Source organism: Streptomyces atriruber (genome assembly GCF_001418325.1).
Taxonomy (GTDB): Bacteria; Actinomycetota; Actinomycetes; order Streptomycetales; family Streptomycetaceae; genus Streptomyces; species Streptomyces atriruber.
The window spans coordinates 1-24,987 of record NZ_LIPN01000101.1 but is presented as its reverse complement, the minus strand read 5'-3'; the positions used below and the strand labels follow the sequence as shown (position 1 = coordinate 24,987).

The 24,987-nt window shown below is 72.1% G+C and carries 17 protein-coding genes; 8 read left to right on the top strand and 9 right to left on the bottom strand.

Annotated elements, in window-relative coordinates:
* Positions 1–174 precede the first annotated feature (174 nt).
* The 5 genes from pelF to moeZ all read left to right on the top strand — a co-directional run bounded on the left by pelF (position 175) and on the right by moeZ (position 6,607).
* Entirely contained in the window at positions 175–1,926 is a 1,752-nt protein-coding gene (gene pelF, locus AOK03_RS11950; protein ID WP_055565184.1) for a GT4 family glycosyltransferase PelF, read from the top strand.
* A complete protein-coding gene (locus tag AOK03_RS11945) occupies positions 1,923–3,434 on the top strand; it encodes a hypothetical protein (RefSeq protein ID WP_055565183.1) in 1,512 nt (503 codons plus the stop codon). Before pelF ends, AOK03_RS11945 begins: the two co-directional genes overlap by 4 nt.
* A 234-nt stretch (positions 3,435–3,668) precedes the next feature.
* Positions 3,669–4,628, top strand: coding sequence for an NAD-dependent epimerase/dehydratase family protein (locus AOK03_RS11940; RefSeq protein WP_055565182.1), 960 nt, complete (start codon positions 3,669–3,671; stop codon positions 4,626–4,628).
* Complete coding sequence (locus AOK03_RS11935) at positions 4,616–5,365, top strand: spherulation-specific family 4 protein (protein WP_055565181.1); 750 nt, start codon at positions 4,616–4,618, stop codon at positions 5,363–5,365. Before AOK03_RS11940 ends, AOK03_RS11935 begins: the two co-directional genes overlap by 13 nt.
* Positions 5,366–5,428: 63 nt before the next feature.
* Entirely contained in the window at positions 5,429–6,607 is a 1,179-nt protein-coding gene (gene moeZ / locus AOK03_RS11930; RefSeq protein WP_055565180.1) for an adenylyltransferase/sulfurtransferase MoeZ, read from the top strand.
* A gap of 98 nt (positions 6,608–6,705) precedes the next feature.
* Here the strand turns inward: moeZ and AOK03_RS11925 are convergent, their stop codons facing one another.
* The 8 genes from AOK03_RS11925 to AOK03_RS11890 form a co-directional block, all read right to left on the bottom strand.
* On the bottom strand, positions 6,706–8,268 hold the full coding sequence (locus tag AOK03_RS11925; RefSeq protein ID WP_055565179.1) for an alpha/beta hydrolase: 1,563 nt from the start codon (positions 8,266–8,268) through the stop codon (positions 6,706–6,708).
* Between the two features lie 113 nt (positions 8,269–8,381).
* Positions 8,382–9,932: an alpha/beta hydrolase gene (locus AOK03_RS11920; RefSeq protein WP_055565178.1), complete on the bottom strand. Its 1,551-nt coding sequence runs from the start codon at positions 9,930–9,932 to the stop codon at positions 8,382–8,384.
* 139 nt (positions 9,933–10,071) lie between these two features.
* The gene (hemG, locus tag AOK03_RS11915; RefSeq protein ID WP_208609531.1) at positions 10,072–11,511 is read right to left on the bottom strand and encodes a protoporphyrinogen oxidase; all 1,440 of its coding nucleotides are present in this window, start codon (positions 11,509–11,511) and stop codon (positions 10,072–10,074) included.
* The gene (locus AOK03_RS11910; RefSeq protein WP_244177576.1) at positions 11,508–12,695 is read right to left on the bottom strand and encodes a TIGR04053 family radical SAM/SPASM domain-containing protein; all 1,188 of its coding nucleotides are present in this window, start codon (positions 12,693–12,695) and stop codon (positions 11,508–11,510) included. The genes hemG and AOK03_RS11910 overlap by 4 nt, the downstream gene beginning before the upstream one ends.
* Positions 12,692–13,414, bottom strand: a complete 723-nt coding sequence (gene narI / locus AOK03_RS11905; protein ID WP_055565177.1) for a respiratory nitrate reductase subunit gamma — start codon at positions 13,412–13,414, stop codon at positions 12,692–12,694. The genes AOK03_RS11910 and narI overlap by 4 nt, the downstream gene beginning before the upstream one ends.
* The gene (narJ, locus tag AOK03_RS11900) at positions 13,414–14,040 is read right to left on the bottom strand and encodes a nitrate reductase molybdenum cofactor assembly chaperone (RefSeq protein ID WP_055565176.1); all 627 of its coding nucleotides are present in this window, start codon (positions 14,038–14,040) and stop codon (positions 13,414–13,416) included. Before narJ ends, narI begins: the two co-directional genes overlap by 1 nt.
* Positions 14,037–15,578 (bottom strand): nitrate reductase subunit beta, encoded by a 1,542-nt coding sequence (gene narH / locus AOK03_RS11895; RefSeq protein ID WP_055565175.1) that lies wholly within the window; start codon positions 15,576–15,578, stop codon positions 14,037–14,039. The genes narJ and narH overlap by 4 nt, the downstream gene beginning before the upstream one ends.
* Positions 15,578–19,249: a nitrate reductase subunit alpha gene (locus tag AOK03_RS11890; RefSeq protein WP_244177575.1), complete on the bottom strand. Its 3,672-nt coding sequence runs from the start codon at positions 19,247–19,249 to the stop codon at positions 15,578–15,580. Before AOK03_RS11890 ends, narH begins: the two co-directional genes overlap by 1 nt.
* Positions 19,250–19,408: 159 nt before the next feature.
* Between AOK03_RS11890 and AOK03_RS11885 the strand changes: the two genes are divergently transcribed.
* The gene (locus AOK03_RS11885) at positions 19,409–20,176 is read left to right on the top strand and encodes a YwiC-like family protein (RefSeq protein WP_055565173.1); all 768 of its coding nucleotides are present in this window, start codon (positions 19,409–19,411) and stop codon (positions 20,174–20,176) included.
* A gap of 43 nt (positions 20,177–20,219) precedes the next feature.
* Here AOK03_RS11885 and AOK03_RS11880 read toward each other — a convergent pair whose 3' ends face one another.
* The gene (locus tag AOK03_RS11880; protein ID WP_079074657.1) at positions 20,220–22,997 is read right to left on the bottom strand and encodes a lysylphosphatidylglycerol synthase transmembrane domain-containing protein; all 2,778 of its coding nucleotides are present in this window, start codon (positions 22,995–22,997) and stop codon (positions 20,220–20,222) included.
* 212 nt (positions 22,998–23,209) lie between these two features.
* On the opposite strand from AOK03_RS11880, the gene AOK03_RS11875 reads away from it, so the two are divergent.
* Entirely contained in the window at positions 23,210–23,551 is a 342-nt protein-coding gene (locus tag AOK03_RS11875) for an MGMT family protein (protein ID WP_341845797.1), read from the top strand.
* Between the two features lie 167 nt (positions 23,552–23,718).
* Positions 23,719–24,987 (top strand): ATP-dependent helicase (locus tag AOK03_RS11870; RefSeq protein ID WP_157868927.1); only part of this gene is annotated, 1,269 nt, incomplete at its 3' end.

Sequence of the window (24,987 nt, the reverse complement as noted above, 5' to 3'; positions counted from 1 at the left end):
ACGTGCCATAGCGCGACAGAACGCTACCGGCGCGGGAAAGTTACTGCCGTTCACCCCTTTTGGTGGCGCGATGGACAACCGTCCGTCGCGCCACCTGCATGACCGCTTACGTTCGTCCCGCTGCGAGCCGCCGGCCAACGGCGGCTCACCGAACGGGAGATCGGGGGTGCGCTCGTGCGCGTCGGACTGCTTACGGAGGGTGGCTATCCGTATGTGAGCGGTGAGGCGAGGCTCTGGTGCGACCGGCTCGTGCGCGGGCTCGGGCAGCACGAGTTCGACATCTACGCACTCAGCCGCAGCGAGCGGCAGGAGGCGCAGGGCTGGGTCGAGCTGCCGTCCCAGGTCGCCCGGGTGCGCACGGCGCCGCTCTGGACCGTCGACGACGAGGCGCTCTGTGCCGCGGGCCCCCGCGGCGGGCGCGGACGGCGGGCCCGGCGACGGTTCGCCGAGTGCTTCGGCGAGCTGGCGGACGTGATCTGCCGGGGCGGTCGCGACGAAGTGGCGGACCGTTTCAGCAACGCTCTGTACGGGCTCGCCGAACTCGCCCGCGAGGAAGGCGGACTGGTCGGTGCGCTCCGCTCCGAGTCCGCCGTCCGTGCCCTGGAGAGCGCCTGCCGCGCGCCCGGCGCACTGCGGGCCGCCCACGCCGCACGCGTCCCCGACCTGCTCGCCGCCGTCGGCCTGATGGAGCGGGTACTGCGGCCGCTCTCCCTCGACTGGTACGAATCCGACGCGCTCGGCGCCGTCGACCTGTGCCACGCCACCTCCGGCGGGCCCGCGGCCCTGCCGGGGCTGCTGGCCAAGCACTTCGCGGGGGTGCCGCTGCTCGTCACCGAGTACGGCGTGCAGCTGCGCGCGCACTACCTCGCCACGGACGACCGGGACCTCGGCGCCCCCGCTCGGGCGCTGCTCGCCTCCTTCCACGGCCTGCTCGCCGCGGAGGTGTACCGCGGGGCCACGGTCGTGACCCCCGGCAACACCCACGCCAGGCGCTGGCAGGAGCGCTGCGGCGCCGACCGCGCCAAGCTGCGCACGGTCCACCCCGGCATGGAGGCCGCCCGTTTCGCGGAGATCGGCGAAGGGGGCTACGACGACTTCGCCGCCGACCCCGACACGCTCCTGTGGGTCGGCCGCGTCGAGCCCGCCAAGGACCTGATCTCACTGCTCCACGCCTTCGCGGAGATCCGCGACGAGGTGCCGGGGGCGCGGCTGCGGATCGTCGGGGCGCCCGCCGAGGGGCCCGAGGACCGGGCGTATCTCGCGCACTGCCGGGCCCTCGCCGCGCAGCTCTTCCCGGACGAGGCGGCGGGCGCGCACGCCGTCGGCGACAACCCCGTCTCCTTCGAGGAGATCGGCGGGCCCGACGTGCCCGCCCTCGCCGACGCGTACGCCTCCGCGGGCGTCGTCGTCCTGTCCAGCGTCGTCGAAGGCTTCCCGATCAGCCTGGTCGAGGCCATGTTCTGCGGACGCGCGACCGTCTCGACGGACGTCGGCGCGGTGGTGGAGGTCATCGGCGGCACGGGACTCGTCGTGCCGCCGCGCAACCCACGGGCGCTCGCGGAGGCGTGCACGGCGCTCCTGCGCGACCCCGAGCGGTGCGCGCGCCTCGGCGCGGCGGCGCGGGCGCGCGCGCTCGAACTGTTCACCGTCGAGCAGAACATCGCGGCATTTCGAAGCATCTACCTGGAGATCGTCTCGCACTGCCCCGTCCGCAGGGACGCGGTGGACGAGGCGGGCGAACCGGTGCCGTTCGCGCACCCGGCGGAGGCGTACGTCCCGGGGCGCTGGGCGGTCGCGGTGGGGCCCGTGGCCGGGGCGGAGCCGGGGGCGACCGAGTGCGGGGTGCCGAGCTGGGCCGTGACGGAGGAGGCCCCGGCGCCCGGCGGCGTCGCGGTGCGGGATCAGCTGAAGGAGGCTGCCGTATGAGCGGGATAGAGCGATACGAGGCGGGTCCGTCCGGCGCCGTGGACGCGCCGCGGGCTCCGGCGGGCGCGCGCGCCTGGGACTCCCGGTCGGAGGAACTGCTCGCGGACGCGGCGCTGGTGCCTGGGGTGCCTGGGGTGCCTGGGGTGCCTGACGTGGGTGACGTGCCTGACGTGGCAGGGGTGCCTGGGCTGTGCGGGTTGCCCGGGACCGATGTGGCTCCGCTCGGGGACGGCGTGTCCGTGCCCGCCTTCGGTGAAGCTGCGTCCGTCCCGGCCTTCGGCGAAGGCGGGCGCGGGGACGAGGACGGGGACAGCGGCTGGGACGCGCGGGGCAGGGGCAGGCGCGGCGGCGGAGCCCGGTCACCGCTCGCCCGCGCCGCCGCCCGCGCCCGGCCCCCGCGGCGCGGCGCCGCCGACCCCGTGAAGGCCCTGATGCACCGGCACCGGGAGCTCTGCGAGCGGGCCGTCGACCCGCTGGAGATCGCGGCGGGCCTGGAGGCGCACGGCGTCACCGACCGGGCGGCCGCGCGCTTCAGGCACCGGGACGTGTTCGCCCTGGCCGAGGAGATGTACGCGCGCGTGCCCGCGCTCCCGGGCGGACGCGTGCCGTCGACGGCGGCGTGCCCGGCGGCGTCCCGGCCGCGCCGAACCCCCTCGGGGTGGGCCCTGTTCGCGCTGCTGCCCGGCGCCGTGTGCGCGGTCGCCGTCGCGGGACTCGCCCTCAGCGAGGGCCGCCTGCGGCTCGCGGCCGCGCTCGTCGGCGCACTCGCCGTCGCCGTGGCCCTGCGCGTCGCCCTGCGGTACGGGCCGCTGCGCGCCGTCGCATATCCGATGCCCGCCACGCGCGCGTGGGTGTGCTGGCTCCTTGCGTACGCCCTGCTCGGCGACGGCCTGTTGAGCGGCGCCGTCGCGGGCGGCCCGGACGGCCCCGGCGACCTCTGGGACCCGGCGGTCGCCCCGCTCCTCGCCCTCGCCCTCGCCGTCGCGCCCGCGACCTGGTGCGCCCGGCTCTTCGCGGTGCGGTCCGGGGGACGGCTCGCCGCGAGCCGCGGCCTCGATGAATTCGCCTCCTCCGTACGACCGTTGCTCTTCGGCACCGTCGCGCTGTTCCTCGGCGCGCTCGGTTCGCTGCTCGCGGGGGTGCAGGCGCTGCTGCGCGACGAGGGCGCGGGTCCCGATCACGGCGCACCCGCCATGGTCGGGGCCGTCGCGCTCGGGGCGCTGCTCCTGCTCGCGCGGCTCCTCGGCGTCTACGGCTTCACCCGCGCGCCCGCCCTGCTGCTCGGCGCCGCAGGGTCCTGCGAAGCGGCCGCCCTGGCCCTGGTGTTCGCTGCCCGGCTGCCCGGCTGCGACGCGCTCGCCACCCCCGTCACGGCCGCCGTCGACGCATGGGGCCCGGGTGTCGTACCGGCCACCGCGTGCGGCGGCGCCGCCCTCGTCCTCCTCGTCCACGCGGCCAGGACCCTCACCCTGGCCTCGGCCCACGCCGGTTCCCGTGATGCGCCGTGAACCGACATGCGCACCGACATGTGAACCGACATGTGAACCGACATGTGAACCCACTGGTGAACCCACAGGTGAGCCGACGCGTGAACCGACGCCCCGCAGGCCACCGAGACCACTCTCCCGCGGGGCCGACACCGCGGGCTCATCCCGTGCACCACGGCAATTTCCCGAAGGAGAAACACAGATGACCACCCGCAGCCGTCTCCGCCGCCGAGCGGCCACCCCGGGAGGCCCCCGATGAGGGTGCTGCTGATCGGAGCCAACGGATACCTCGGCCGGTTCGTCGCCGACCGACTGCTGGCCGACCCGGCCGTGCAGCTCACCGCACTCGGCCGCGGCGACGACTCGGACGTACGGTTCGACCTCGCCAGCGGAAGCCCCGGCGCGCTCACCCGCTTCCTGGACGCCGTCCACCCGGGCGTCGTCATCAACTGCGCCGGTGCCACCCGGGGCGGTGCCCGCGACCTGACCCGGCACAACACCGTCGCCGTCGCCACCATCTGCGAGGCCCTGCGGCGCAGCGGCTGCGGGGCGCGCCTCGTGCAGCTCGGCTGCGGCGCGGAGTACGGGCCGAGCCAGCCCGGCTCCTCGACGGCCGAGGACGCGGTGCCGCGGCCCGGCGGGCCCTACGGCGTCAGCAAGCTGGCGGCCACCGAACTGGTGCTCGGCTCCGGGCTCGACGCCGTCGTCCTGCGCGTGTTCTCGCCCGCCGGGCCCGGCACGCCCGCCGGATCGCCGCTCGGGCGGCTCGCGGAGGCCATGCGGCGCGCGATGCAGGCGGGGGACGGCGAGCTGAAGCTCGGGGGGCTCGGCGTGCAGCGGGACTTCGTCGACGTGCGCGACGTGGCGCGCGCCGTGCACGCCGCCTCGCTCTCCGCCGCCCAGGGCGTCGTGAACATCGGTGCCGGACGCGCCGTACGACTACGTGACGCGGCCGCCGTCCTGGCCCGCGTCGCGGGGTACGGCGGCGCGCTGCACGAACTCGACCAGGTGCCCGTGCGGACATCCATCGGCCACCCCCGCGGCGAATCCGAGCACGGGGGACCGGCCGCGGCCGCGTATCCCTACCCGGACGGATGCGGGAGCTGGCAGCAGGCCGATGTCCGCACCGCGCGGGACCGGCTCGGCTGGCGGCCCCGCATCAACCTCGAAGAGTCACTAGCCGACATCTGGATGGAGGCCGCATGCCGCATCTGACCAGGACCACGAGGGGTACCGCGAGCACCGAGGTACGGATCGGCTTCGGCATCCCGGGGTTCGCCCACCCCCTCGTGGCTCCCGCCGAGTGGTCCGAACTCACCCGCCCCGGCACCCCATTGAAGTGGGTTGTCCTGAATGTCGCGAATGGCCCCGGGGAGCGGCCTGACCCGCACTGCCTGGAGGCGGCGGGCCGACTGCGGAACGCGGGTATCCGGGTGCTCGGGCACCTCGACACGACGTACGGAGCGCGTGCCTTCGGGGAGCTCGTCTCCGACGCGCACCGCTACCTCGACTGGTATCAGGTCGACGGTTTCTCCCTGGACCGCTGTCCCACCGAGCGGGCCGCGCTGCCGGAGGTGCGCAGGACGGTGACGACCCTGCGGGCCCTGGTGGACGACGCGCACATCGTGCTCGGCCACGGGACCCATCCGTACCCCGGCTATGCCGAGACGGGTGACCAGTTGGTGACCTTCGCGGGCCCGTGGAGCGATTACCGCTGGTCGCAGGTTGCCGAGTGGACCGCGGACTACCCGCCCGAGCGCTTCTGTCACTTCGTGCACGGCATGCCGCGCGGGCATCTGGACGAGGCGCTGCGCATCGCCCGCTGGCAGGGCGCCTCGACGATCTACTTCACGGACCGTGTCGACGGGGGCGGCGTGGGCGACCCCTGGGAGTCCATGCCCGGCTACTGGGACGAAATCGTCTCGCGTATCGGAACGGGTGTCTCGGAATGAAGAAGGCCGTGGCAGTGTTACTTGCAGAACAACCGTTCCGCATTACCGACCAACGGAGTCCCCGTGTCGCTGCCACCCCTGGTCGAGCCCGCATCCGAGCTCACCGTCGATGAGGTTCGCAGGTACTCCCGCCACCTGATCATCCCCGACGTCGGGATGGACGGGCAGAAGCGGCTGAAGAACGCCAAGGTGCTGTGTGTCGGCGCCGGCGGCCTCGGGTCGCCGGCGCTGATGTACCTGGCCGCGGCGGGTGTCGGCACGCTCGGCATCGTCGAGTTCGACGAGGTCGACGAGTCCAACCTCCAGCGGCAGATCATCCACAGCCAGGCGGACATCGGCCGCTCCAAGGCGGAGTCCGCCAAGGACTCGGTCCTCGGCATCAACCCGTACGTGAACGTGATCCTCCACAAAGAGCGGCTCGAGGCCGACAATGTGATGGACATCTTCAGCCAGTACGACCTGATCGTCGACGGCACCGACAACTTCGCGACCCGTTACCTGGTCAACGACGCGTGCGTGCTCCTCAACAAGCCGTACGTGTGGGGTTCCATCTACCGCTTCGACGGCCAGGCGTCCGTCTTCTGGAGCGAGCACGGCCCCTGCTACCGCTGCCTCTACCCGGAGCCCCCGCCGCCCGGCATGGTCCCCTCCTGCGCCGAGGGCGGCGTGCTCGGCGTGCTGTGCGCGTCGATCGGCTCCATCCAGGTCACCGAGGCGATCAAGGTCCTCACGGGCACCGGCGACCCGCTGGTCGGCCGCCTGATGATCTACGACGCCCTGGAGATGCAGTACCGCCAGGTCAAGGTCCGCAAGGACCCCGACTGCGCGGTCTGCGGCGAGAACCCCACCGTCACCGAGCTCATCGACTACGAGGCCTTCTGCGGCGTCGTGTCCGAGGAGGCCCAGGAGGCGGCGGCCGGTTCGACGATCACTCCCAAGCAGCTCAAGGAGTGGATCGACGACGGCGAGAGCATCGAGATCATCGACGTCCGCGAGATCAACGAGTACGAGATCGTCTCGATCCCCGGCGCCAAGCTGATCCCGAAGAACGAGTTCCTCATGGGCAACGCGCTCCAGGACCTCCCGCAGGACAAGAAGATCGTCCTGCACTGCAAGACGGGTGTCCGCAGTGCGGAAGTCCTCGCCGTGCTGAAGTCCGCGGGCTTCGCGGACGCGGTGCACGTGGGCGGCGGCGTGATCGGCTGGGTCAACCAGATCGAGCCCGACAAGCCGATCTACTAGGCGTAGCGCCTGAACGGAGATGGGGCCCGCACCTCTTGGAGGTGCGGGCCCCATCGCCTTGAAGCCTCGTCCTCGAACGCCGGACGGGCTGGACCGCCTCAGGACGAGCAGACCTTGCCGTCCTTCGGGGCCTTGCCGTCCAGCAGATACGTGTCGACCGTGCCGTCGACGCACGAGCTGCCGTTGCCGTACGCCCCGTGGCCCTCGCCCTTCCAGGTCAGATGGACGCCGACCCCCTTGCCGAGCTCGTCCGCCATCTTGCGGGCGCCCTCGTAGGGCGTGGCCGGGTCGCCGGTGTTGCCGACGACGAGGATCGGGGCGGCGCCGGGCGCGCTCACCTCGGGGGAGTCGTGCAGACCGGCCACCGGCCACTCGTGGCACCAGCCCGCCGTGTCCCACCCCAGGAACTCCCCGAACACCGGCGATATCCCGCGGAACCGGTCCAGGCGCTGCTTCGCCTGGGCCGGAGTGGTCCGCGCCTTGGCGTCCAGGCAGGAGATCGCCCGCTGGGAGTGGCTCTGCGTGCTGTAGCGCCCCGAGGCGTCGCGTTCGTTGTAGGCGTCGGCGAGCTGGAGCAGCGCCGAGCCGTCGCCCTTCTCGGCGTCCTCCAGGCCGCGGGTCAGCGCGGGCCAGGTCTGCTTGCTGTAGAGCGTGACCAGGATGCCGGTGTGGGCGAGGGACTCGGTCAGCTTCCGGTCGCTCGACGTGCGCATCGGCTCGGCGTCCAGGCGCTCGAACAGCTTCTCTATCTTCGCGGCGCCTGCCTCGGGGTCCTGGCCGCGGGACTTGAAGTAGTTGTCGAGGGCGCGCTGGAAGCCGCGCGCCTGGTTCTCCGCGTGGCCGATCGAATCCGCGCTCGGGTCGACGACCGCGTCGAACACCAGGCGGCCGACGCGCCGGGGGAACAAGTGGGCGTACGTGCCGCCGAGTTCGGTGCCGTACGAGACGCCGAAATAGTGCAGCTTGTCGTCGCCGAGGACCTGGCGCAGGACGTCCATGTCGCGGGCGGCGTCGGCCGTCGAGATGTGCCCGATGAGCTTCTTGGCGCTCTGTGCGCAGCCCGCGCCGAAGTCCGCCGCGTCCTTGAAGTACGCCTTCTCCTCGGCCGGGGTGTCCGGGGTGAGGTCGATCTTCTTCTCGGCGGCCTGCGTCGCGCCGTCGTCGCGGCAGCGCACGCCCTCGCTGCCCGCGACCCCGCGCGGGTCGAAGCTCACCAGGTCGTACCGCTCGCGCAGCGAGTCGTACGAGTCGGCGAAGGACGGGAGGCCGGAGACCCCCGAGCCGCCAGGACCGCCGAAGTTGAACAGGAGGGAGCCGATGCGGTCGCCCTTGCCCGTGCTCTTGGCGCGGATCAGGGCGATCCCGATCGTCCCGCCGTCCGGCTTGCCGTAGTCGAGGGGGACCTTCAGCGTCGAGCACTGCCATTCGGAGCCGGGGGCGCTGCCGCCCTCGGGCGCCTTGCAGCCGGTCCAGTCCAGCTTCTGGGAGGTCAGCGAGGCGGGCAGCGTCGATGAGGGGTCCGGCTTCGGCTTCGGCTCGGGAGCGGCCGCCGAGGGGTTCTTGCCGTCGCCCCCGTCGTCGGACGAGCTGCAGCCGGCGGCCAGGCCTGCCACCAGCACTCCTGCTGCGGCCAGGGCCGCGGACCGTACGAAACGCTGCATAGAGGCGCTTCCCCCCTCGGAAGACAGTCAGGCCATATTAGGTGGGGCCACTGACAGGGCCGGGGCGGGCCCTCACGGGTGGGCCCGCCCCGGCCGCCGGACGGTGCGGCGGGTCAGGAGCAGACCGTGTCCGCCTTCGGGGTCGTCCCGTCCAGCAGATAGCCGTCCACCGCGTCGCGTACGCACTTGTTCTTGCTGTCGTACGCCCCGTGCCCCTGGCCCTTGTACGTCAGCTCGACGCCGACGCCCTTGCCGAGTGCGCGGGCCATCTTGCGGGCGCCCTCGTACGGCGTGGCCGGGTCGCCGGTGTTGCCGATGACGACGATGGGCGGCGCGCCGTCGGCGCTCACGTCGGGGTGGTCGGCCTGGCCCGCGACCGCCCAGTCGGTGCAGCCGACCATGCCCCACGCGAGGTAGTCGCCGAACAGGGGCGACGCCTCGCGGAACCCGGGGAGCTTCTTCTCGACGTACTCCGTGTCGTAACGCGCCTTGTCGTCCGCGCAGTTGATCGAGACGTTGGCGGACTGGATGTTGCTGTACTCGCCGTCCTCGTTGCGTCCGTTCATCGAGTCGGAGAGCGCCATCAGGATCTTGCCGTCGCCGTCGTAGGCCTCTTCGAGGCCCTGGGTGAGGTAGGGCCAGAAGTCCTTGGAGTACAGCGACTGCGCGATGCCGTTGGTGGCGGCGGTCTGTGTCAGCTCGCGTGGCGGGATGCCGCGGATCGGCTTGCTGTCCAGCTCCTCGAGAAGCTTGGCGATCCGGTCCTTGACGTCCTGCTCCGTGTCGCCGACCGGGCAGTCCGCCGTCTGTGTCGTGCAGTCCTTCGCGAAGTTGTCGAGCGCGAGCTGGAAGCCCTTCGCCTGGCCGAGGGAGCCCTGTTCGGCGGTCTCGGTGGGGTCGACGACCGCGTCGAACACGGCCCGCCCGACCTTCTTGGGGAACAAGTGTGCGTAGACGCCGCCGAGTTCCGTGCCGTACGAGATGCCGAAGTAGTGCAGTTTGTCGTCGCCGAGCACCTGGCGCATCAGGTCCATGTCGCGGGCCGCGTCGGTGGTGCGGACGTGCGGGAGCGTCTTGCCCGCGTTCTTCTCGCACCCGCTGTTGAAGTTCCGCACGTTGTCGAGGAGCTTCTTGCGCTCGGCGTCGTCGTCGGGCGTGGAGTCCTGCTGGAAGTACGTGTCGAGGGCGGAGTCGTCCTCGCACTTGATGCCCGCGCTGCGACCGACGCCGCGCGGGTCGAAGCTCACCAGGTCGTAGCGGGTGCGCAGCTTGGCGTACTCCTCTCCGAAGGCGGGCAGCGTGGTGACGCCCGAGCCGCCGGGACCGCCGAAGTTGAAGACGAGCGAGCCGATGCGGTCGCCCTTGTCGCCGCTGGTGGCCGCCTTGATCAGTGCGATGTCGACCGTGTCGCCCTTGGGCTTCGACCAGTCGAGGGGAGCCTTCATCGTGGCGCACTGCCACTCGGCGCCGCCCGGCAGCGGGGACGGGGCCTCGCCGCCGCCCTCCGCGGCGTCGGGCGCGGGGCAGTCCTTCCAGCTCAGCTTCTGAGCCGACAGATCCTCGTCCTTGGAGTCGTCGCTGCCGCCGCATCCCGCGAGGGTGGCGGACAGGAGCAGGGTGGCGGCGGCCAGAGCGGTCGCGCGCGGCTTGGACTGTGTGGGCATGTGCCCATCCTGCGGCGGGTCCTGACGGGGCGCTCGGGGCGCGGGCCGTGTGGGTGAGGAATCGGCCACTCGGTGTGGGTACGGAGGGGAGGGGAGCGGGGGAGGGGGCCTTGTGGGGCGCCCCTCCCGGGGCCCGGTGTCAGCCTTCGGTGATCTGCTGGGCCGCGGCCGTCCCCGTCGCCACGCACGCGGCGACGCCCACGCCTTCGTAGGCGGCGCCGCACAGCGCGATCCCCGGCAGCTTCCCGACGGCCTCACGGACGCGGGCGACGCGCTCGATGTGCCCGACGCCGTACTGCGGGAGGCCGCGCTCCCAGCGGGTGACGCGGGCCGCGACGGGCTCGCCGATGGAGCCCAGGGCCTGGTGCAGTTCGATGACCGAGCTGCGGATCAGATGGCGGTCGGGAACGGCGAGCCGGTGTTCCTCGGCGACCCGGCCGACCGAGGTGCGCAGCAGGAAGACGTCGGGCGCCGCCTCGCGCTGCCACCGCCACTTGTTGCTGAGGAACGTGGCGGCCTTGAGGGCGCGGCCGTCGACGGCGGGCACCAGGAAGCCGTTGCCCTCGGGGAACGCGTCCCCGGGGACGCCGCCGGGCCCGCTGCCGTCCGCCCGGGTGAGCGCCTGCGCCCGCGGGAACGCCAAGGTCACCACCGCGGTACTGGCGTGCTGGATCGCGCCGAGGTCGGCGTCGGCGAGCGGCGCGTGCGGCCGCAGCAGCTCCGCGGCCTCGTACGCGGGCACGGCGAGGACCACCGCGTCCGCCTCCAGGAGGAGGGGACCGTCATTGGTGACGGCGAGGACCCGCCACCGTCCTCCGGGGGTGCGCTGCAGCTCCCGCGCGCGCGTGCCGGTGAGCAGCCGGGCGCCGCTCGCTCCCGCGACGGCGAGCGGTAGGCGCCCGGTGCCGCCGCGCAGCCCCTGGACGGGGACGGTCCGCGGGGCGCCCGCGCGCGGGAGGGGCCCGCCGCCCGGCGCGCGCATCCGGCGCAGCGCCGCGAGCAGGGGCTCACCGCGCTCCGCGACCGCGGCCACGCGCGGCAGCGCGGCCCGCAGCGAGAGCCGGTCGGGACGGCCCGCGTAGACCCCGCCGAGCAGCGGTTCCACGAGCCGGTCCACGGCTTCCTGGCCGAGTCGGCCGCCGAGGTACTCGGCCACGGACACGTCATCGGTGATCGGCTCGGCGGGCAGCGTGTCCTCGTGGCGCAGCCGGGCCGCCCCCTCCTCGGACAGCAGGCCCGTGCCCGTCGGCGCGTCGGGGTCGGTGGGGATGCCCATGACGTGGCCGGGCGGCAGCGGGCGCAGCGCGCCGTTCGACCACAGGGTGGTGGGCGCGGGGGCCGGGTCGCACAGCGCGTCGCCCAGGCCGACCTCCTGCGCGAGGCGCACGGCCTCGGGGCGCAGCGCCATCAGCGACTCGGCGCCCTCGTCGACGGGGACTCCCGCGAGCGTGCCGGTGCGCAGCTTGCCGCCGATGCGAGGGGCACCCTCCAGTACGGTCACCTCCGCCTCGGCGCGCAGCCGCCAGGCCGCGGTGAGCCCGCTGATGCCCCCGCCGACGACGATCACTGAACGCGTCATACCGCGCTCCCTTCCGTGAGCAGCTCCCGCAGCTCGTCCTGGTAGGGGAAGCTGCCCGGCTCGTACGCGCACCAGGGATCGGCGGCGAGCACCCGCCCCGTCGTCCCGTAGGCACGTGAACGGGAGCCGCCGCACACGGTGTTGAACTCGCAGCGCCCGCACGCGCCACCGAGCAGCGACGGGTCGCGCAGCGTCGCGAACAGTGCGGAGCCGCGGTAGATGTCGATCAGCGGATGGTGCTTCACGTTGCCCGCCGACAGCGGCAGGAAGCCGCTGGGATGGACCTCTCCGGTGTGCGACACGAAGACGAAGCCACGCCCCGAGCCGACGTCCATGGGCGGCCTGCGCACCGCGCGCCGCTCCCCGTCGTGCAGACCGAGCTCACGCGCGCGTGCCGTCAGGCGTGCGTACAGGGGGCCCAACTCGGGTTCCTCCCCGTGCCGTTCCAGCAGGGTGCGCTGGAGCGCGACGCGGCGGAAGTGGTGGCCCTCGGTGGTCTTGGTGGCCAGCACCGCGCCCGTGTCGTACAGGAAGTGCAGTACGTCCTCGACCTCGTCGGGGGTGAGCGAGGAGAGCTGTTCGCCGCGGCCCGTCGGCACGAGCACGAAGCCGCTCCACAGCATCGCGCCCTCCCTGCGCACCAGGGCCGCGATGTCCGCGAGATCCTCCAGGCTGTTACGGGTGACGGTGGTGTTGACCTGCACCTTCAGGCCGAGTTCGCGGGCCGTGCGCCAGCCGTCGAGGGTCCATTCGAAGACGCCGGCCACGCCCCGGAAGGCGTCGTGCCGCTCGGCCGTGGACCCGTCGACGCTCAGGGACAGGGCGACGGCGCCCGCGTCGCGCACCGCGGCCAGGTTCGCGCGGTCCAGCGTCGGTGTCCCCGAGGGGGAGACGGCGACACGGAGTCCGAGCGCCGTTCCGTACGCGACGAGATCGGTGAGGTCGGGCCGCTGGAACGGGTCACCGCCCGTGATCACGAAGAGCGGACCCGGCCTTCCGAAGGCGGCGATCTGGTCCATGAGGCGGCGGGCGTCCGCGCCGTCCAGCTCGCGCGGGTCCCGGGCCGGCTGCGCCTCGGCCCTGCAGTGCAGACAGGCCAGCGGGCACGCGCGCGTGGCCTCCCAGATGACGATGAAGGGGCGCTCGGCGATGGCGTGCCGCGGGCGCCGCACGATCCGGCTCACGAGGCCCGCTCCCAGCCCGGCTTCGGCCGCCGGTTCGCGAGCTGCTCCGGATCCCGGCGGCGGTAGACCACGTACGGCCTGAAGACGTATTTGAAGGGCGCACTGAAGATGTGGGCGAGCCGCGAGAAGGGGATCAGCACGAACAGCGCGAAGCCGAAGGCGATGTGCAGCTTGAAGGCGAGGGGCGCGGCGCCCATCAGATGGTAGTCGGGCTGGAGCGTGAACAGGCTCCGGAACCAGACGGAGATGCCTTCGCGGTAGTTGTAGTCGACCGCTCCGGAGGAGTTGAGGACGGTCGCGACGAGACCGAGCAGCATGGCGCCGAGCAGCACCGTGTACATCACGTGGTCACTACGGAGGGTGGCTCTGCGGACGGCGGGCACCGTGAAGCGGCGGTACACGAGGATGCCGATCCCGGCGGCGGCCGCGACGCCCGCGACCGCGCCGGTGGAGACCGCCATCAGGTGGTACGTGTGGTCGCTGACGCCCACCGCGTCGGTCCAGCTGTCCGGTATCACCAGACCCACGACGTGGCCGAGCACCACGAAGGCCATCCCGAAGTGGAAGAGCGGCGAGCCGATGCGCAGCAGACGTGACTCCTGCAGCTGCGAGGAGTGCGTGGTCCAGCCGAACCGGTCGTAGCGGGCCCGCCAGGCCAGGCCCGCGACCAGCAGGGTGACGGCGACATAGGGCATGACGCCCCACAGGAGGAGGTCCATCACGCCGGGGTCCTTTCCTGGGCGGCGGGGACGGTGGGCCAGGGAAGGTCCACACCGGGGCCGAAGGGTTCGAGTCCGACGGTCTCGCGGGGCGGCCCGCTGCGCGCGAGCGCCTTCGCCTCGGCGCGCGTCTTCGGGGAGGGGCCCGGGAGCGTTCCGCAGACCGCTTCCAGCACGCGCGCGTAGGGCGTGTCCGCGTCGGTGACGGCGAGCCGCAGGAGTTCGAGTCCGGCCCGGTGCTCTTCCAGGAGGGCGGCGCCCGCGGACTCCTCGCGCGCCGCGAACTCCAGGAGCACCGGCAGGAAGTCCGGCAGCTCTTCGGAGGCGAACTCAAGTCCGTGCTCGCGGTACACCTGTTTCATGCGCACCAGGGAGAGCCCGCGGTTGCGGGTGTCGCCGTCCGACCACCAAGTGAGGTACAGGCAGCGGCGGTTGCGGGTGTCGAAGACGCCCGTGTAGTGCGCGGCCAGGTCCAGGGGGCGCTGCACGCGCGCGTGGGCGACGAATTCCCGCAGCAGCGGGTGGCCGGTCGCCTCGTGGAGCCGGTCCAGGTCCGCGTACAGCCGTTCGTCCGGGTACTGCAGGAGCCGCCCGGCGACGAGCCGGACGACGGCGTCGGGGGTCATGTGCTCCTCCGGGTGGGGCTGAGGTTGAGCAGCACGCGCTCCGTGGGGGCGCTGCCCGGGGCGTCGGCGACAGGGCAGCCGTCGGCGGCGTCCTCGAAGGGATGTGCGTCCGCGAGGGCGTCCGCGTCGGCGCGGGCGGCGGTCGGAATCACGTACCGGTCCTCGTACTTGGCGACCGCCAGGAGCCGGAACATGTCCGCCATCTCCTGGCCGGTGAGGCCGACCGCGGAGGCGATGGACTCGTCGCGCTCCTGGCCGAGGTTGACGCGGCGCATGTAGGCGCGCATGGCGGCCATCCGGCGCAGCACCGCGTCCACGGCGTAGGTGTCGCCCGCGGTGAGGAGCGCGGCGAGGTACTCCACGGGGATCCGCAGCGCGTCGATCGCCCCGAAGAGGTTGCCCGCGTCCTCCCCGTCACGGCCCGCCGCGGCCACCGCCTCGACCACCGGGGACAGCGGCGGCACGTACCAGACCATCGGCATCGTGCGGTACTCCGGGTGCAGCGGCAGCGCCACCTGGTACGTCCTGATCAGGTCGTACACGGGAGAGCGGCGGGCCGCGTCGAGCCACTCGTCGGTGATGCCCGAGGCGCGCGCGGCGGCCACGACCGCCGGGTCGTGCGGGTCGAGGAAGCACTCCAGCTGCGCGGGGTAGAGGTCCTGCTCGTCCTCCACGGCGGCGGCCTCGGCGACCTTGTCCGCGTCGTACAGCATCACGCCCAGGTAGCGCATGCGCCCGACGCAGGTCTCCGAGCAGATGGTCGGCATCCCGGCCTCCACGCGCGGGAAGCAGAAGGTGCACTTCTCCGCCTTGCCGGTGGAGTGGTTGAAGTAGACCTTCTTGTAGGGGCAGCCGGTCACGCACATCCGCCAGCCGCGGCACTGGTCCTGGTCGACGAGGACGATGCCGTCCTCCACGCGCTTGTACATCGCTCCGGAGGGGCACGACGAGACGCACGCCGGGTTGAGGCAGTGTTCGCAGATCCGCGGCAGGTAGAACATGAAGCTCTGCTCGAACTCGAAGCGGATCTTCTCGCCCACCTCGTCGCGGATCTTCTCGACCAGCGGGTCCTTGGGCGCGTGCTCCGGGGCGCCACCGAGGTTGTCGTCCCAGTTGGGGCCCCATTCGATGGTGCCGATGGGCTCGCCCGTCACCTGCGAGACCGGCTTGGCGACGGGCATGTCGTCGCCCGCCGGGGCGTCGGTGAGGTTCCTGTACTCGTACGTCCACGGCTGGTAGTAGTCCGTGAGCTCCGGCAGCTCGGGGTTGGCGAAGATCTGGCCGAGCCGCTTGAGGCGTCCTCCGGCCCTCAGCCGCAGCCGCCCGGACCTGGTCCGCTCCCAGCCGCCCTGCCACCGCTCCTGGTCCTCCCAGCGGCGCGGATAGCCCTGTCCGGGGAGCGTCTCGACGTTGTTGAACCAGACGTACTCGGTGCCCTTGCGGTTCGTCCACGCCTGCTTGCAGGTGACCGAACAGGTGTGGCAGCCGATGCACTTGTCGAGGTTCATCACCATCGCGATCTGTGCCATGACGCGCATCAGTAGGTGACCTCCTGGTCGCGGCGGCGGATGACCGTCACCTCGTCGCGCTGGTTGCCCGTCGGGCCCAGGTAGTTGAACGCCCACGTCAACTGGGCGTATCCGCCCACCAGATGGGTGGGCTTGAGCGTGATCCGGGTGAGGGAGTTGTGGATGCCGCCGCGGCGGCCCGTCTTCTCCGTCTTCGGGACGCCGACGGTCCGCTCCTGGGCGTGGTTCATGTAGACCGTCCCCGGAGGCATCTTGTGGGACACGATCGCGCGGGCCGTGACGACGCCGTTGCGGTTCACGGCCTCGATCCACTCGTTGTCCTGCACGCCGATGGCGTCCGCGTCCTGCGGGGACATCCACACCGTCTGCCCGCCGCGGCCGAGCGTCATCATGTAGAGGTTGTCCTGGTACTGCGAGTGGATCGCCCACTTGTTGTGCGGGGTCAGGAACCGTACGGCGACCTCGCGGCCGCCCTTGCCGTCCGTCCGGGAACCCAACTCGGGCTCTCCGTAGAGGCGGTGCATGTTCAGCGGCGGCTTGTAGACGGGCAGCGCCTCGCCGACCTCGTGGATCCAGTCGTGGTCGAGGAAGAAGTGCTGGCGCCCGGTGAGCGTGTGCCAGGGCTTCAGGTGCTCGGTGTTGACGGTGAACGCGGTGTAGCGGCGCCCTCCGGACTCGCTGCCCGACCACTCGGGCGACGTGATGACCGGCACCGGGCGGGCCTGGGTGTCCGCGAAGGTGATCCGCTTCCCCTCGGCCTCGGCGGCCAGGTGCGCCAGCTCCGTGCCGACGCGCTTCTCCAGCGTCTCGAACCCCTGGGTGGCCAGGCGGCCGTTGGAGGTCCCGGAGAGCGACAGGATCGCCTCACAGGCCCGCTGGGCGGTGTCCAGGCGGGGCCTGCCGTCGGCGGCGCCGCCGCGCACCGTGCCGTTCTTCGCCTTCAGGTACGCGACTTCCTCGGCGACGTCGAACGTGACCGCCTTCGTGGTCACCCCGAGCTCGTCGACGAGCGGGCCGAGCGCCGCGAACTTCTCGCCGACCGCTCCGTAGTCGCGTTCCACGACGGCCAGGTTGTACATCGTGCGCCCGGGGACGGGCTCGCACTCGCCCTTCGACCAGTCGAGCGCGACACCGCCGGGCTGGGCCATCTCGCCGCCCGGGGTGTCGTGCTGCAGCGCCGTGGCGACGAGGTCGCGGCGCACCCCCAGGTGCTCGCCCGCCAGCTCGCCGAACCGGCGTGCGACGGCGAGGAACGCGTCGTAGTCGGTGCGCGCCTGCCAGGGCGGGTCCACGGCCGGTGTGAAGGCGTGCAGGAAGGGATGCATGTCGGTGGACGACAGGTCGTGCTTCTCGTACCAGGTGGCGGCCGGCAGGACGACGTCGGAGAGCAGCGTCGTGGAGGTCATCCGGAAGTCGAGGCAGAGCAGCAGATCGAGCTTCCCCTCGACGTCCTCGGAGTGCCACTTCACATCGCGCGGCGCGCAACGCGGCCCGTCGTCAGGCAGGTTGGAGTGCGTGCCGAGCAGATGCTTCAGGAAGTACTCGTTGCCCTTGGAGGACGATCCGAGCAGGTTCGCCCGCCATACGTTGAGCACGCGCGGCCAGTTGCCGGGTGCGTCCGGGTCCTCGCCGGCGAAGCCGAGCGTGCCCTCCTTGAGCTCCCGTACGGCGTCGGCCACGGGATCCTCGGCCGCTCCCAGGTCCAGCGGATTGCGGTCGAAGGTCGGGTACGACGGCATCCAGCCCATGCGCGCGGAGGCGGCGAGGCAGTCGGCGCCCGTCATCCCCTCGAAGCGGCCCTCTCCCAGCGGGGACGCGAGGGACTCCGCGGGCAGTGTGTCGTAGCGCCACTGGTCGGTGTGCAGATAGAACCACCCGGCGCCGATCATGTGCCGGGGCGGCCGCCCCCAGTCGGACGCGCTCGCGAGCGTCGCCCAACCGGTCACCGGGCGGCACTTCTCCTGTCCTACGTAGTGCCCCCATCCGCCGCCGTTGCGCCCCTGGCAGCCGGTGAGCGTGAGCAGCGCAAGGAACGCGCGGTAGGTGGTCTCCGCGTGGAACCAGTGGTTGGTCCCCGCCCCCATGAGGATCATGCAGCGCCCCCGGGACGCCTCCGCGGTCTCGCCGAACTCCCGCGCCACGCGCGTGGCCTGCGCGGCGGGCACGGACGTGAGGGTCTCCTGCCAGGCGGGCGTGCCGGGCTGGGAGGCGTCTTCGTAGGAGGCGGGCCACTCGCCGGGCAGCCCCGCGCGCGGGACCCCGTACTGGGCGAGCATCAGGTCGTAGACGGTGGTGACGAGCCGGTCGCCCATGCGCCGGACGGGGACCCCTCGGCGTACGACACCGCCGTCGCCGTGCGCGCCCTCTTCGAAGCGGGGCAGCACGATCTCCGCGGTGTCCTCTCCGTAGAGCGTGAGCCGGGGCACCGTGTCGCCGAGGTCCAGGTTCCAGTCGGGGGTCTTTGATGTGCCCCAGCGGTGGCCGAGCGTGCCGTTCGGGACGGTCGGCTCACCCGTCGCGTCGTCGATCAGGACGGTCTTCCACCGGGCGTTCTCGGATTGTGCCGCCGTCTCGCCGAGGTCTGCCGCGGTGAGGAACTTGTGCGGCACGAGGCCCTGGTCGGTCTCGTCGAGCGTGACCAGGAAAGGCAGGTCCGTATAGCGGCGCACATAGTCACGGAAGAACGGCGTCTCCCGTTCGACGAAGAACTCCCGGAGAATGACGTGCCCCATGGCCAGGGCCAGCGCGCCGTCCGTTCCGGGGTGCGGGTGCATCCATTCGTCGGCGAACTTCGTGTTGTCCGCGAAATCCGGCGACACGGTGACGACTTTCTGCCCGCGATAGCGCGCCTCCGTCATCCAGTGCGCGTCCGGAGTCCGCGTCACCGGCACATTGGAGCCCCACATCATCAAATACGCGGCGTCCCACCAGTCACCCGACTCCGGTACGTCGGTCTGGTCGCCGAACACCTGCGGAGAGGCCACCGGAAGATCCGCGTACCAGTCGTAGAAGGAAAGCATCGGGGCGCCGATGAGGGAATGGAAACGGGCGCCCGCCGCGTGCGATGCCATCGACATCGCGGGAATGGGGGAGAAGCCCGCGACACGGTCGGGACCGTGCTCCTTGATGGTGTGCACATGCGCCGCCGCCACGATCTCGACGGCCTCTTCCCAACTCGCCCGCACCAGGCCGCCCTTGCCGCGCGCCCGCTGGTACCGCCTGCGGCGCTCCGGGTCGCCCTGGATGTCGGCCCAGGCGAGCACCGGGTCCTTGAGCCGCGCCTTCGCCTCCCGGTACATCTCCAGAAGCGTTCCGCGCACATGGGGGTAGCGCACGCGCGTGGGCGAGTACGTGTACCAGGAGAAGGACGCCCCGCGCGGACAACCGCGGGGTTCGTATTCGGGACGGTCGGGGCCCACGGAGGGATAGTCCGTGGCCTGCGTCTCCCATGTGATGATGCCGTCCTTGACGTACACCTTCCAGCGGCACGATCCCGTGCAGTTCACGCCGTGCGTCGAATACACGACCTTGTCGTGGTTCCAGCGGTCGCGGTAGAAGGCCTCTCCGTCCCGGCCACCGGTGTGCTCCACCCGATGCAGATCCGCGGAAGTCTCCGCGGCCCGGGTGAAGAAACTCCCGGCCTTCACGAGCGTCTCAGCGATGTCTTTCCTCTGCTGCAACGTCACATCTCCTGGCCGTCCCGAAGAAAAGGCCGCACGGCACGTGCTGCCTGCAACGACCCTAAGCCTGGCGGGGGTTGGGACCCCGGGGACTTAGGTCCCATCAAGGGGTGACCTCTTTCCGGAATTATTCGGGCCCTGTGCTGGGATGCTGGTGGCATGGGCAGGAAGAAGCGGGGCGCGCTGCGCTCGTGGCTGCCGAACCAGCACGGCGCGTGGGCGATGCTCGCGGTGCCCTTCGCGGTGGGCGTGTTCCTCGGCGACGGCACGGGCACAGGGCCCCGGTGGGCCCATCTGCCGCTGTTCGTCGCCTGGTTGGCGGGGTACGTCACCGCCTTCCACGCCCAGCAGTGGCTCCGGCTGCGCCGCCTCTCCCGCAACCCGAGGGCCCCGCGCCGCCACGTGCGACCCGCCCTCGCCTCGGCGGCGGTCTGCGCGGCGTTCGGGGTGCCGCTCCTGTTCCCGTACCCCTGGCTGCTGCTCGTGGCCGCCTGCGCCGCGCCCTTCGTGGCCGTCAACACCTGGTACGCGTGGCGGAACAAGGAGCGGGCCCTGCTGAACGGCCTGGCCGCGGTGGTCCCCGCCTGCGGCATGCTCCTCGTCACGCTGCGGATGGGCGGCGGCGAGCTCTCCGAGGGCTGGCGCCCCGCCCTCGCCTGTCTGCTGTTCTTCGCGGGCACGGTGCCGTACGTGAAGACGATGATCCGGGAGCGCGACTCACGCGCGTACTACCGGGCGTCGGTGACGTACCACGCGCTCGCCGTCCCCGCGGCGTACGCGATCAGTCCCTGGCTCGCGGTCCTGTTCGCGGCCTACCTGGTGCGCGCGGCGGCGCTGCCGGGGAAGGGACTCAAGGTGCTGGTGGTCGGGGCGGTGGAGGTCGTCGGGGCGGTGCTGCTGCTCGCCGCGCTCCTGCTGCTGTGCTGAACCGCTCGTCCCGGGGGCCTCGGCCGCCCGGGGCGCCGGGCGGTCAGAGCAGCCCCTTCCTTGTCAGATGGTTGAAGAACAGCCACCCCGGAAGCACCGGGAGCCACAGCGTGAGAAGCCGGTAGAGCAGCACCGCGGGCGCCGCGACGTCCTTGGGCACACCCACCGCGATCAGACCGAGGGTCAGCGTCGCCTCGACCGCGCCCACACCGCCCGGCGTGGGCGCCGCCGACCCCAGGGCGTTGCCCGCGAGGAAGACGACCGCGACGCTGGCGAGGCTCAGCGACGTCATCTCCTCGTTGCCGAAGGCCCGCACCGAAGCGTCCAGACAGAGCACGAACATCAGGGTGAGCAGCAGCATCCCGCCGATGCCGGTGAGCAGCTTCTGCGGCCGCTGCAGCACGTCCAGCATGCGCGGCACGACACCGGCGAAGAGCGACCGCACGCGCGTGACGACGAACTTCCGCAGGAACGGGATGGCGGTCACCACGAGGACCAGCACCGCGACCGACAGCAGACCGGCGATGACGGTGCGGGACGGCGTGAACGACGGCGTCTTCTCCGTCCCCGTCAGATAGCCGAAGATCAGCAGCAGCAGGATGTGCGAACCGAGCCCGAAGAGCTGCGAGGCGCCGACGCTCGCCACCGCGAGTCCCGAGCGCACCCCGGACCGCTGCAGGAACCGCGTGTTCAGCGCGACACCGCCGACCGCGGCGGGCGCCACGATCTTCACGAACGACCCGGCGACCTGCGCCGCCACCGCCCGCAGGAACGGCACCCGCTCCGGCACGAAGCCCAGCAGGCTCATCGCGGCGGCGAAGTAGCTCAGCGTGGAGAAGCCCACGGCCGCGGCCACCCAGCCCCACTCCGCTTCCTGGAAGAGCGTGCCGAACTCGACGTGCGTGAGCTGCGAGAGCAGGAAGTAGGCGCCGATGGCACCGGCGATGAAGCTGATCAGCGTGCGCGGCCTGATCCGCTCCAGCTGCGCGGGCTCGACCGGCGCCGTCGGACGGATGAGCAGCACCTGGTGGCGGATCTGCGTGAGCAGGTCCTCCTCGCGGGCCTGGTCCAGGGCGTCGTCTATGGCCTGCTTCTCGGCCTGCCGCTCCTGCTTGGCCGCCTGCTTCTCCTGCTTCGAGGACTGCTTGTCCGCCCGGCCGTCGCCGGCGACCTCCGCGCGCACGCTCTGCCGGGACTTGCGGGAGGCCTCCAGGACGGCCTCGCGCTCGCGCTGGGACCGTTCCCTGGCCAGCTTGCTCAGGGTGGAGCGGGTGGAGCGGGTGAGGGCGATGGGCTGCAGGAGCGGCAGACAGTCGGCCACCGCGTCCGGGCCGAGGATCTCGACGGCGGTGGCGACCGCGCGCTCGGCACCCACGCGCAGGCCGAGGGCGGCCAGGAGCTGGGCGATGTCGATGCGCAGGACCAGGTCGCCCGCGGCGATCTCACCGCCTCGCAGATCCGTGAGGATCACGGTGCCGGAACGATCCACCAGAATCGCGTCGCCCGCGAGCCTGCGGTGCGCGATGCGCCGGGACTGCAGTGCCTGTACCTGCCGCCAGGTGTCGCACAGCAGTTCGTCGGTGAGGGCTTCGTCCGGCAGCAGGTCCAGGGAGCGGCCGCCCGTGTGCTCGTAGACGAGCATCACGGCGTCGGGCCCGAGCTCGGAGGTGGCGATCAGCTTGGGCGCGTTCGCCCCGGCCGCGATGGCCGCGTACGCGAGAAGGGCCTCCTGCTCCAGCGCCTGGCGCAGGGACTGCAGGCTGCGCCGCTGGGTGATGCCCCGCAGGGTGAGTCTGCGCCAGACGCGGTAGAAGAAGCCCTGCGCCTGCTGTTCGCGGTCGATGACCGTGACGTCGAGCGGAGGCCCGTCCTCCAGGGTGACGAAGTAGCGGCGTCCGCGATCGCCGTGTTCGCTGTCGGGGGACTCCTCGCGGGAGGCGCTCACGGGGTGGAAGCCGACGTGCCGCAGGCCCGCGAGCAGCGTCTGCCCGGTGGGCCGCACGTTCGGTGAGCCGACCGCGTAGAGCGTTCCGTACGCCACGGCCCAGCCGATGAGCACCGTCAGGATGATCGAGAAGGGCGTCGTGTAGCCGGTGACGAGCATCGTGAACGCGTCGAGCAGCAGCACCACGAACAGCACCAGGCGCCAGCGCGGTCTGCGGGACATGCCGACGGCCGTCATGTACGCGATGACGGGCGCCAGATAGCCGTGCACCGGATCGGTGAACGCGTGGAGGTCGGCCGGGGACGGCTTGGTCAGCGCGTCCTGGATGGAGTCGGGGGCGGCCTTGGCGACCCAGAGGTCGGTGGCGAGCGTCACGCCGTGTGCGAGGACGGCCGCCAGGACGCCGTCGGCGATGCGCAGCCCGTCCCGTTTGATCAGCCGCTCGATCGCGAAGGCGACGGGGACGAGCAGCACGCCGATGCTGGCGACCAGGCCCGCGACCTTGATCAGCAGATCGGGCGCCTGTTCCGTGCCCTTGTCGATGTCCTGTTCGAGGCCGGACGTCGTGCCGTGCGCGAACGCGGCGATCGAGAGGAGCACGGCGATGGCGAGGACGCCGACGAGGAGGCGCATGAGGTCGGACGGACGGTGCACGCGCGCGGCGAGGAGCGGTTCGTCGCGCTCCACGCGGTCGGTGTGCGCCCCGTCGCCGTCGGCACAGCCCGAGCCGTCGTCGAGGCGGCCGGAGCCGTCGTCGAACGCGCTCTGCTCGGTCTCTTCGCTCTTCTTGCTGCTTTTCTCGCTCTTCAGGGCGCGCTCACCGGTGTCCAGGTGTGACTCGGACGCAGAGGTGCCCGCCTTCTCATCGGGATGCACGCCCTGCCGCTCCGTCGTCTCTTCTTGATCTCGTATCACCAGTCACCGCCCGCACGATGGTGGCATGTCCTGCCCGCGAAGGGGGGCAGCAGGGGGCAACGCGAGGATGCGAAGTGGTCACGAAACGACACTTTGCGCCCTGTCGCACGGGCCGCGGCACACTCCGTGCCGAGCCCGTCACCCTGTCGGTGGCGTACGGCAGGATGGTCCGGATGAGCGAGCTGCCGGAGTACGCGGAACGGGTCCTCGAGGTCGCAGAACTGATTCCTCCGGGCCGGGTGATGACCTACGGGGACGTCGCCGAGTGGCTGGAGGAAGGCGGCCCGCGACAGGTCGGACGCGTGATGGCCCTCTACGGAGGAGGCGTTCCGTGGTGGCGTGTCGTCCGCTCGGACGGAGTGCTCCTTCCCGGCCACGAACTGAGGGCCATGGAGCGGTACCGCGAGGAGGGCACACCGCTGCGGCAGGCCTCGCGTGCCGCCCAGGGACACGTCCCGAAGCTCGACATGCGGCAGGCGCGGTGGGACGGCGCGGCTCCGGAGGATCACACCTGACAGCTTCCGGCATCCGGCGGCCCGGCGGGGGACCAGTGGCCCGTACGGGGGAAGGCACGCGTCCCGCGTGCCCACTGGCGTAGCGTCGACAGCACGCATCCCCTTCACCCCGCGGCCACCGCGCAGCCGCTCTTCGACCAGCACACCCACCAGGACCGGCGACCCACGTGAGTTCCCCTTCTTCCACTCGGCACATCCGGCACCCGTCGCACCACCAGGTACGACAGGGGACCCGAGATGGCTACCGACTGGTGCGTACGCCTCCGGCCCTGACGGATCCCCCTCGCATGGACGCAGGTCAGCGCGGCGTGGTTGACCACAAGGGGGGCCCGCTGCTCGTCCTGGCGGGGCCGGGCACGGGCAAGACCACCACTCTCGTGGAGAGTGTCGCCGCGCGTGTCGCCCAGGGCGGGGACCCCGCGCGGATCCTGGTGCTCACCTTCAGCCGCAAGGCGGCGGTGGAGCTGCGCGACCGCATGGCGCTGCGCATAGGGGCGGCGCGCGCCCCGCAGGCCACGACGTTCCACTCCTTCTGCTACGCCCTCGTCCGCGCCCACCAGGACGCCGAACTGTTCGTGGAGCCGCTGCGGCTCCTGTCGGGCCCCGAGCAGGACGTGGCGGTACGGGAACTGCTCGCGGGACAGATCGACCTCGCGAAGGAGGGGCACGGCCACATCCGCTGGCCGGACGAGCTCCGCGCCTGCCTCACCACCCGCGGCTTCGCCGACGAGGTGCGCGCGGTGCTGGCCCGCAGCCGTGAGCTCGGTCTCGGCCCGGACGCCCTGGACGCCTTCGCGCGCCGCAGCGGCCGCCCCGACTGGGGCGCGGCGGCGGCTTTCCTCGCCGAGTACCTGGACGTGCTCGACCTGCAAGGAGTGCTCGACTACGCGGAACTGGTGCACCGCGCGGTGCTGCTCGCACGCCGCCCCGAGGTGGCACGGGCGCTCGGCACGCAGTACGACGCGGTCTTCGTGGACGAGTACCAGGACACCGACCCGGCGCAGGTGCGGCTGCTGCACGCGCTCGCCGGGGGCGGCCGCACCCTGGTCGCGTTCGGCGACCCCGACCAGTCGATCTACACCTTCCGGGGCGCCGACGTGAACGGCATCCTGGAGTTCCCCGACGCCTTTCCGCGCGTGGACGGGAGCCCGGCGCCGGTCGAGGTCCTCGCCACCTCCCGCAGGTCGGGCGCGCAGCTCCTCGCCGCCACCCGGCTGCTCACCCGCCGCATGCCGCTGACCCGGCTGCCCGCGGAGAAGGTACGGGCCCACCGGGAGCCGACGCCGGTCAGGGACGGCGGCCGCGTCGAGGTGTACACGTACCCGACTGCCGGTACGGAGCTCGACAACATCGCGGACATCCTGCGCCGCGCGCACCTGGAGGACGGCGTTCCCTGGGGCGACATGGCGGTCCTGGTCCGTGCGGGCGCCCGCACG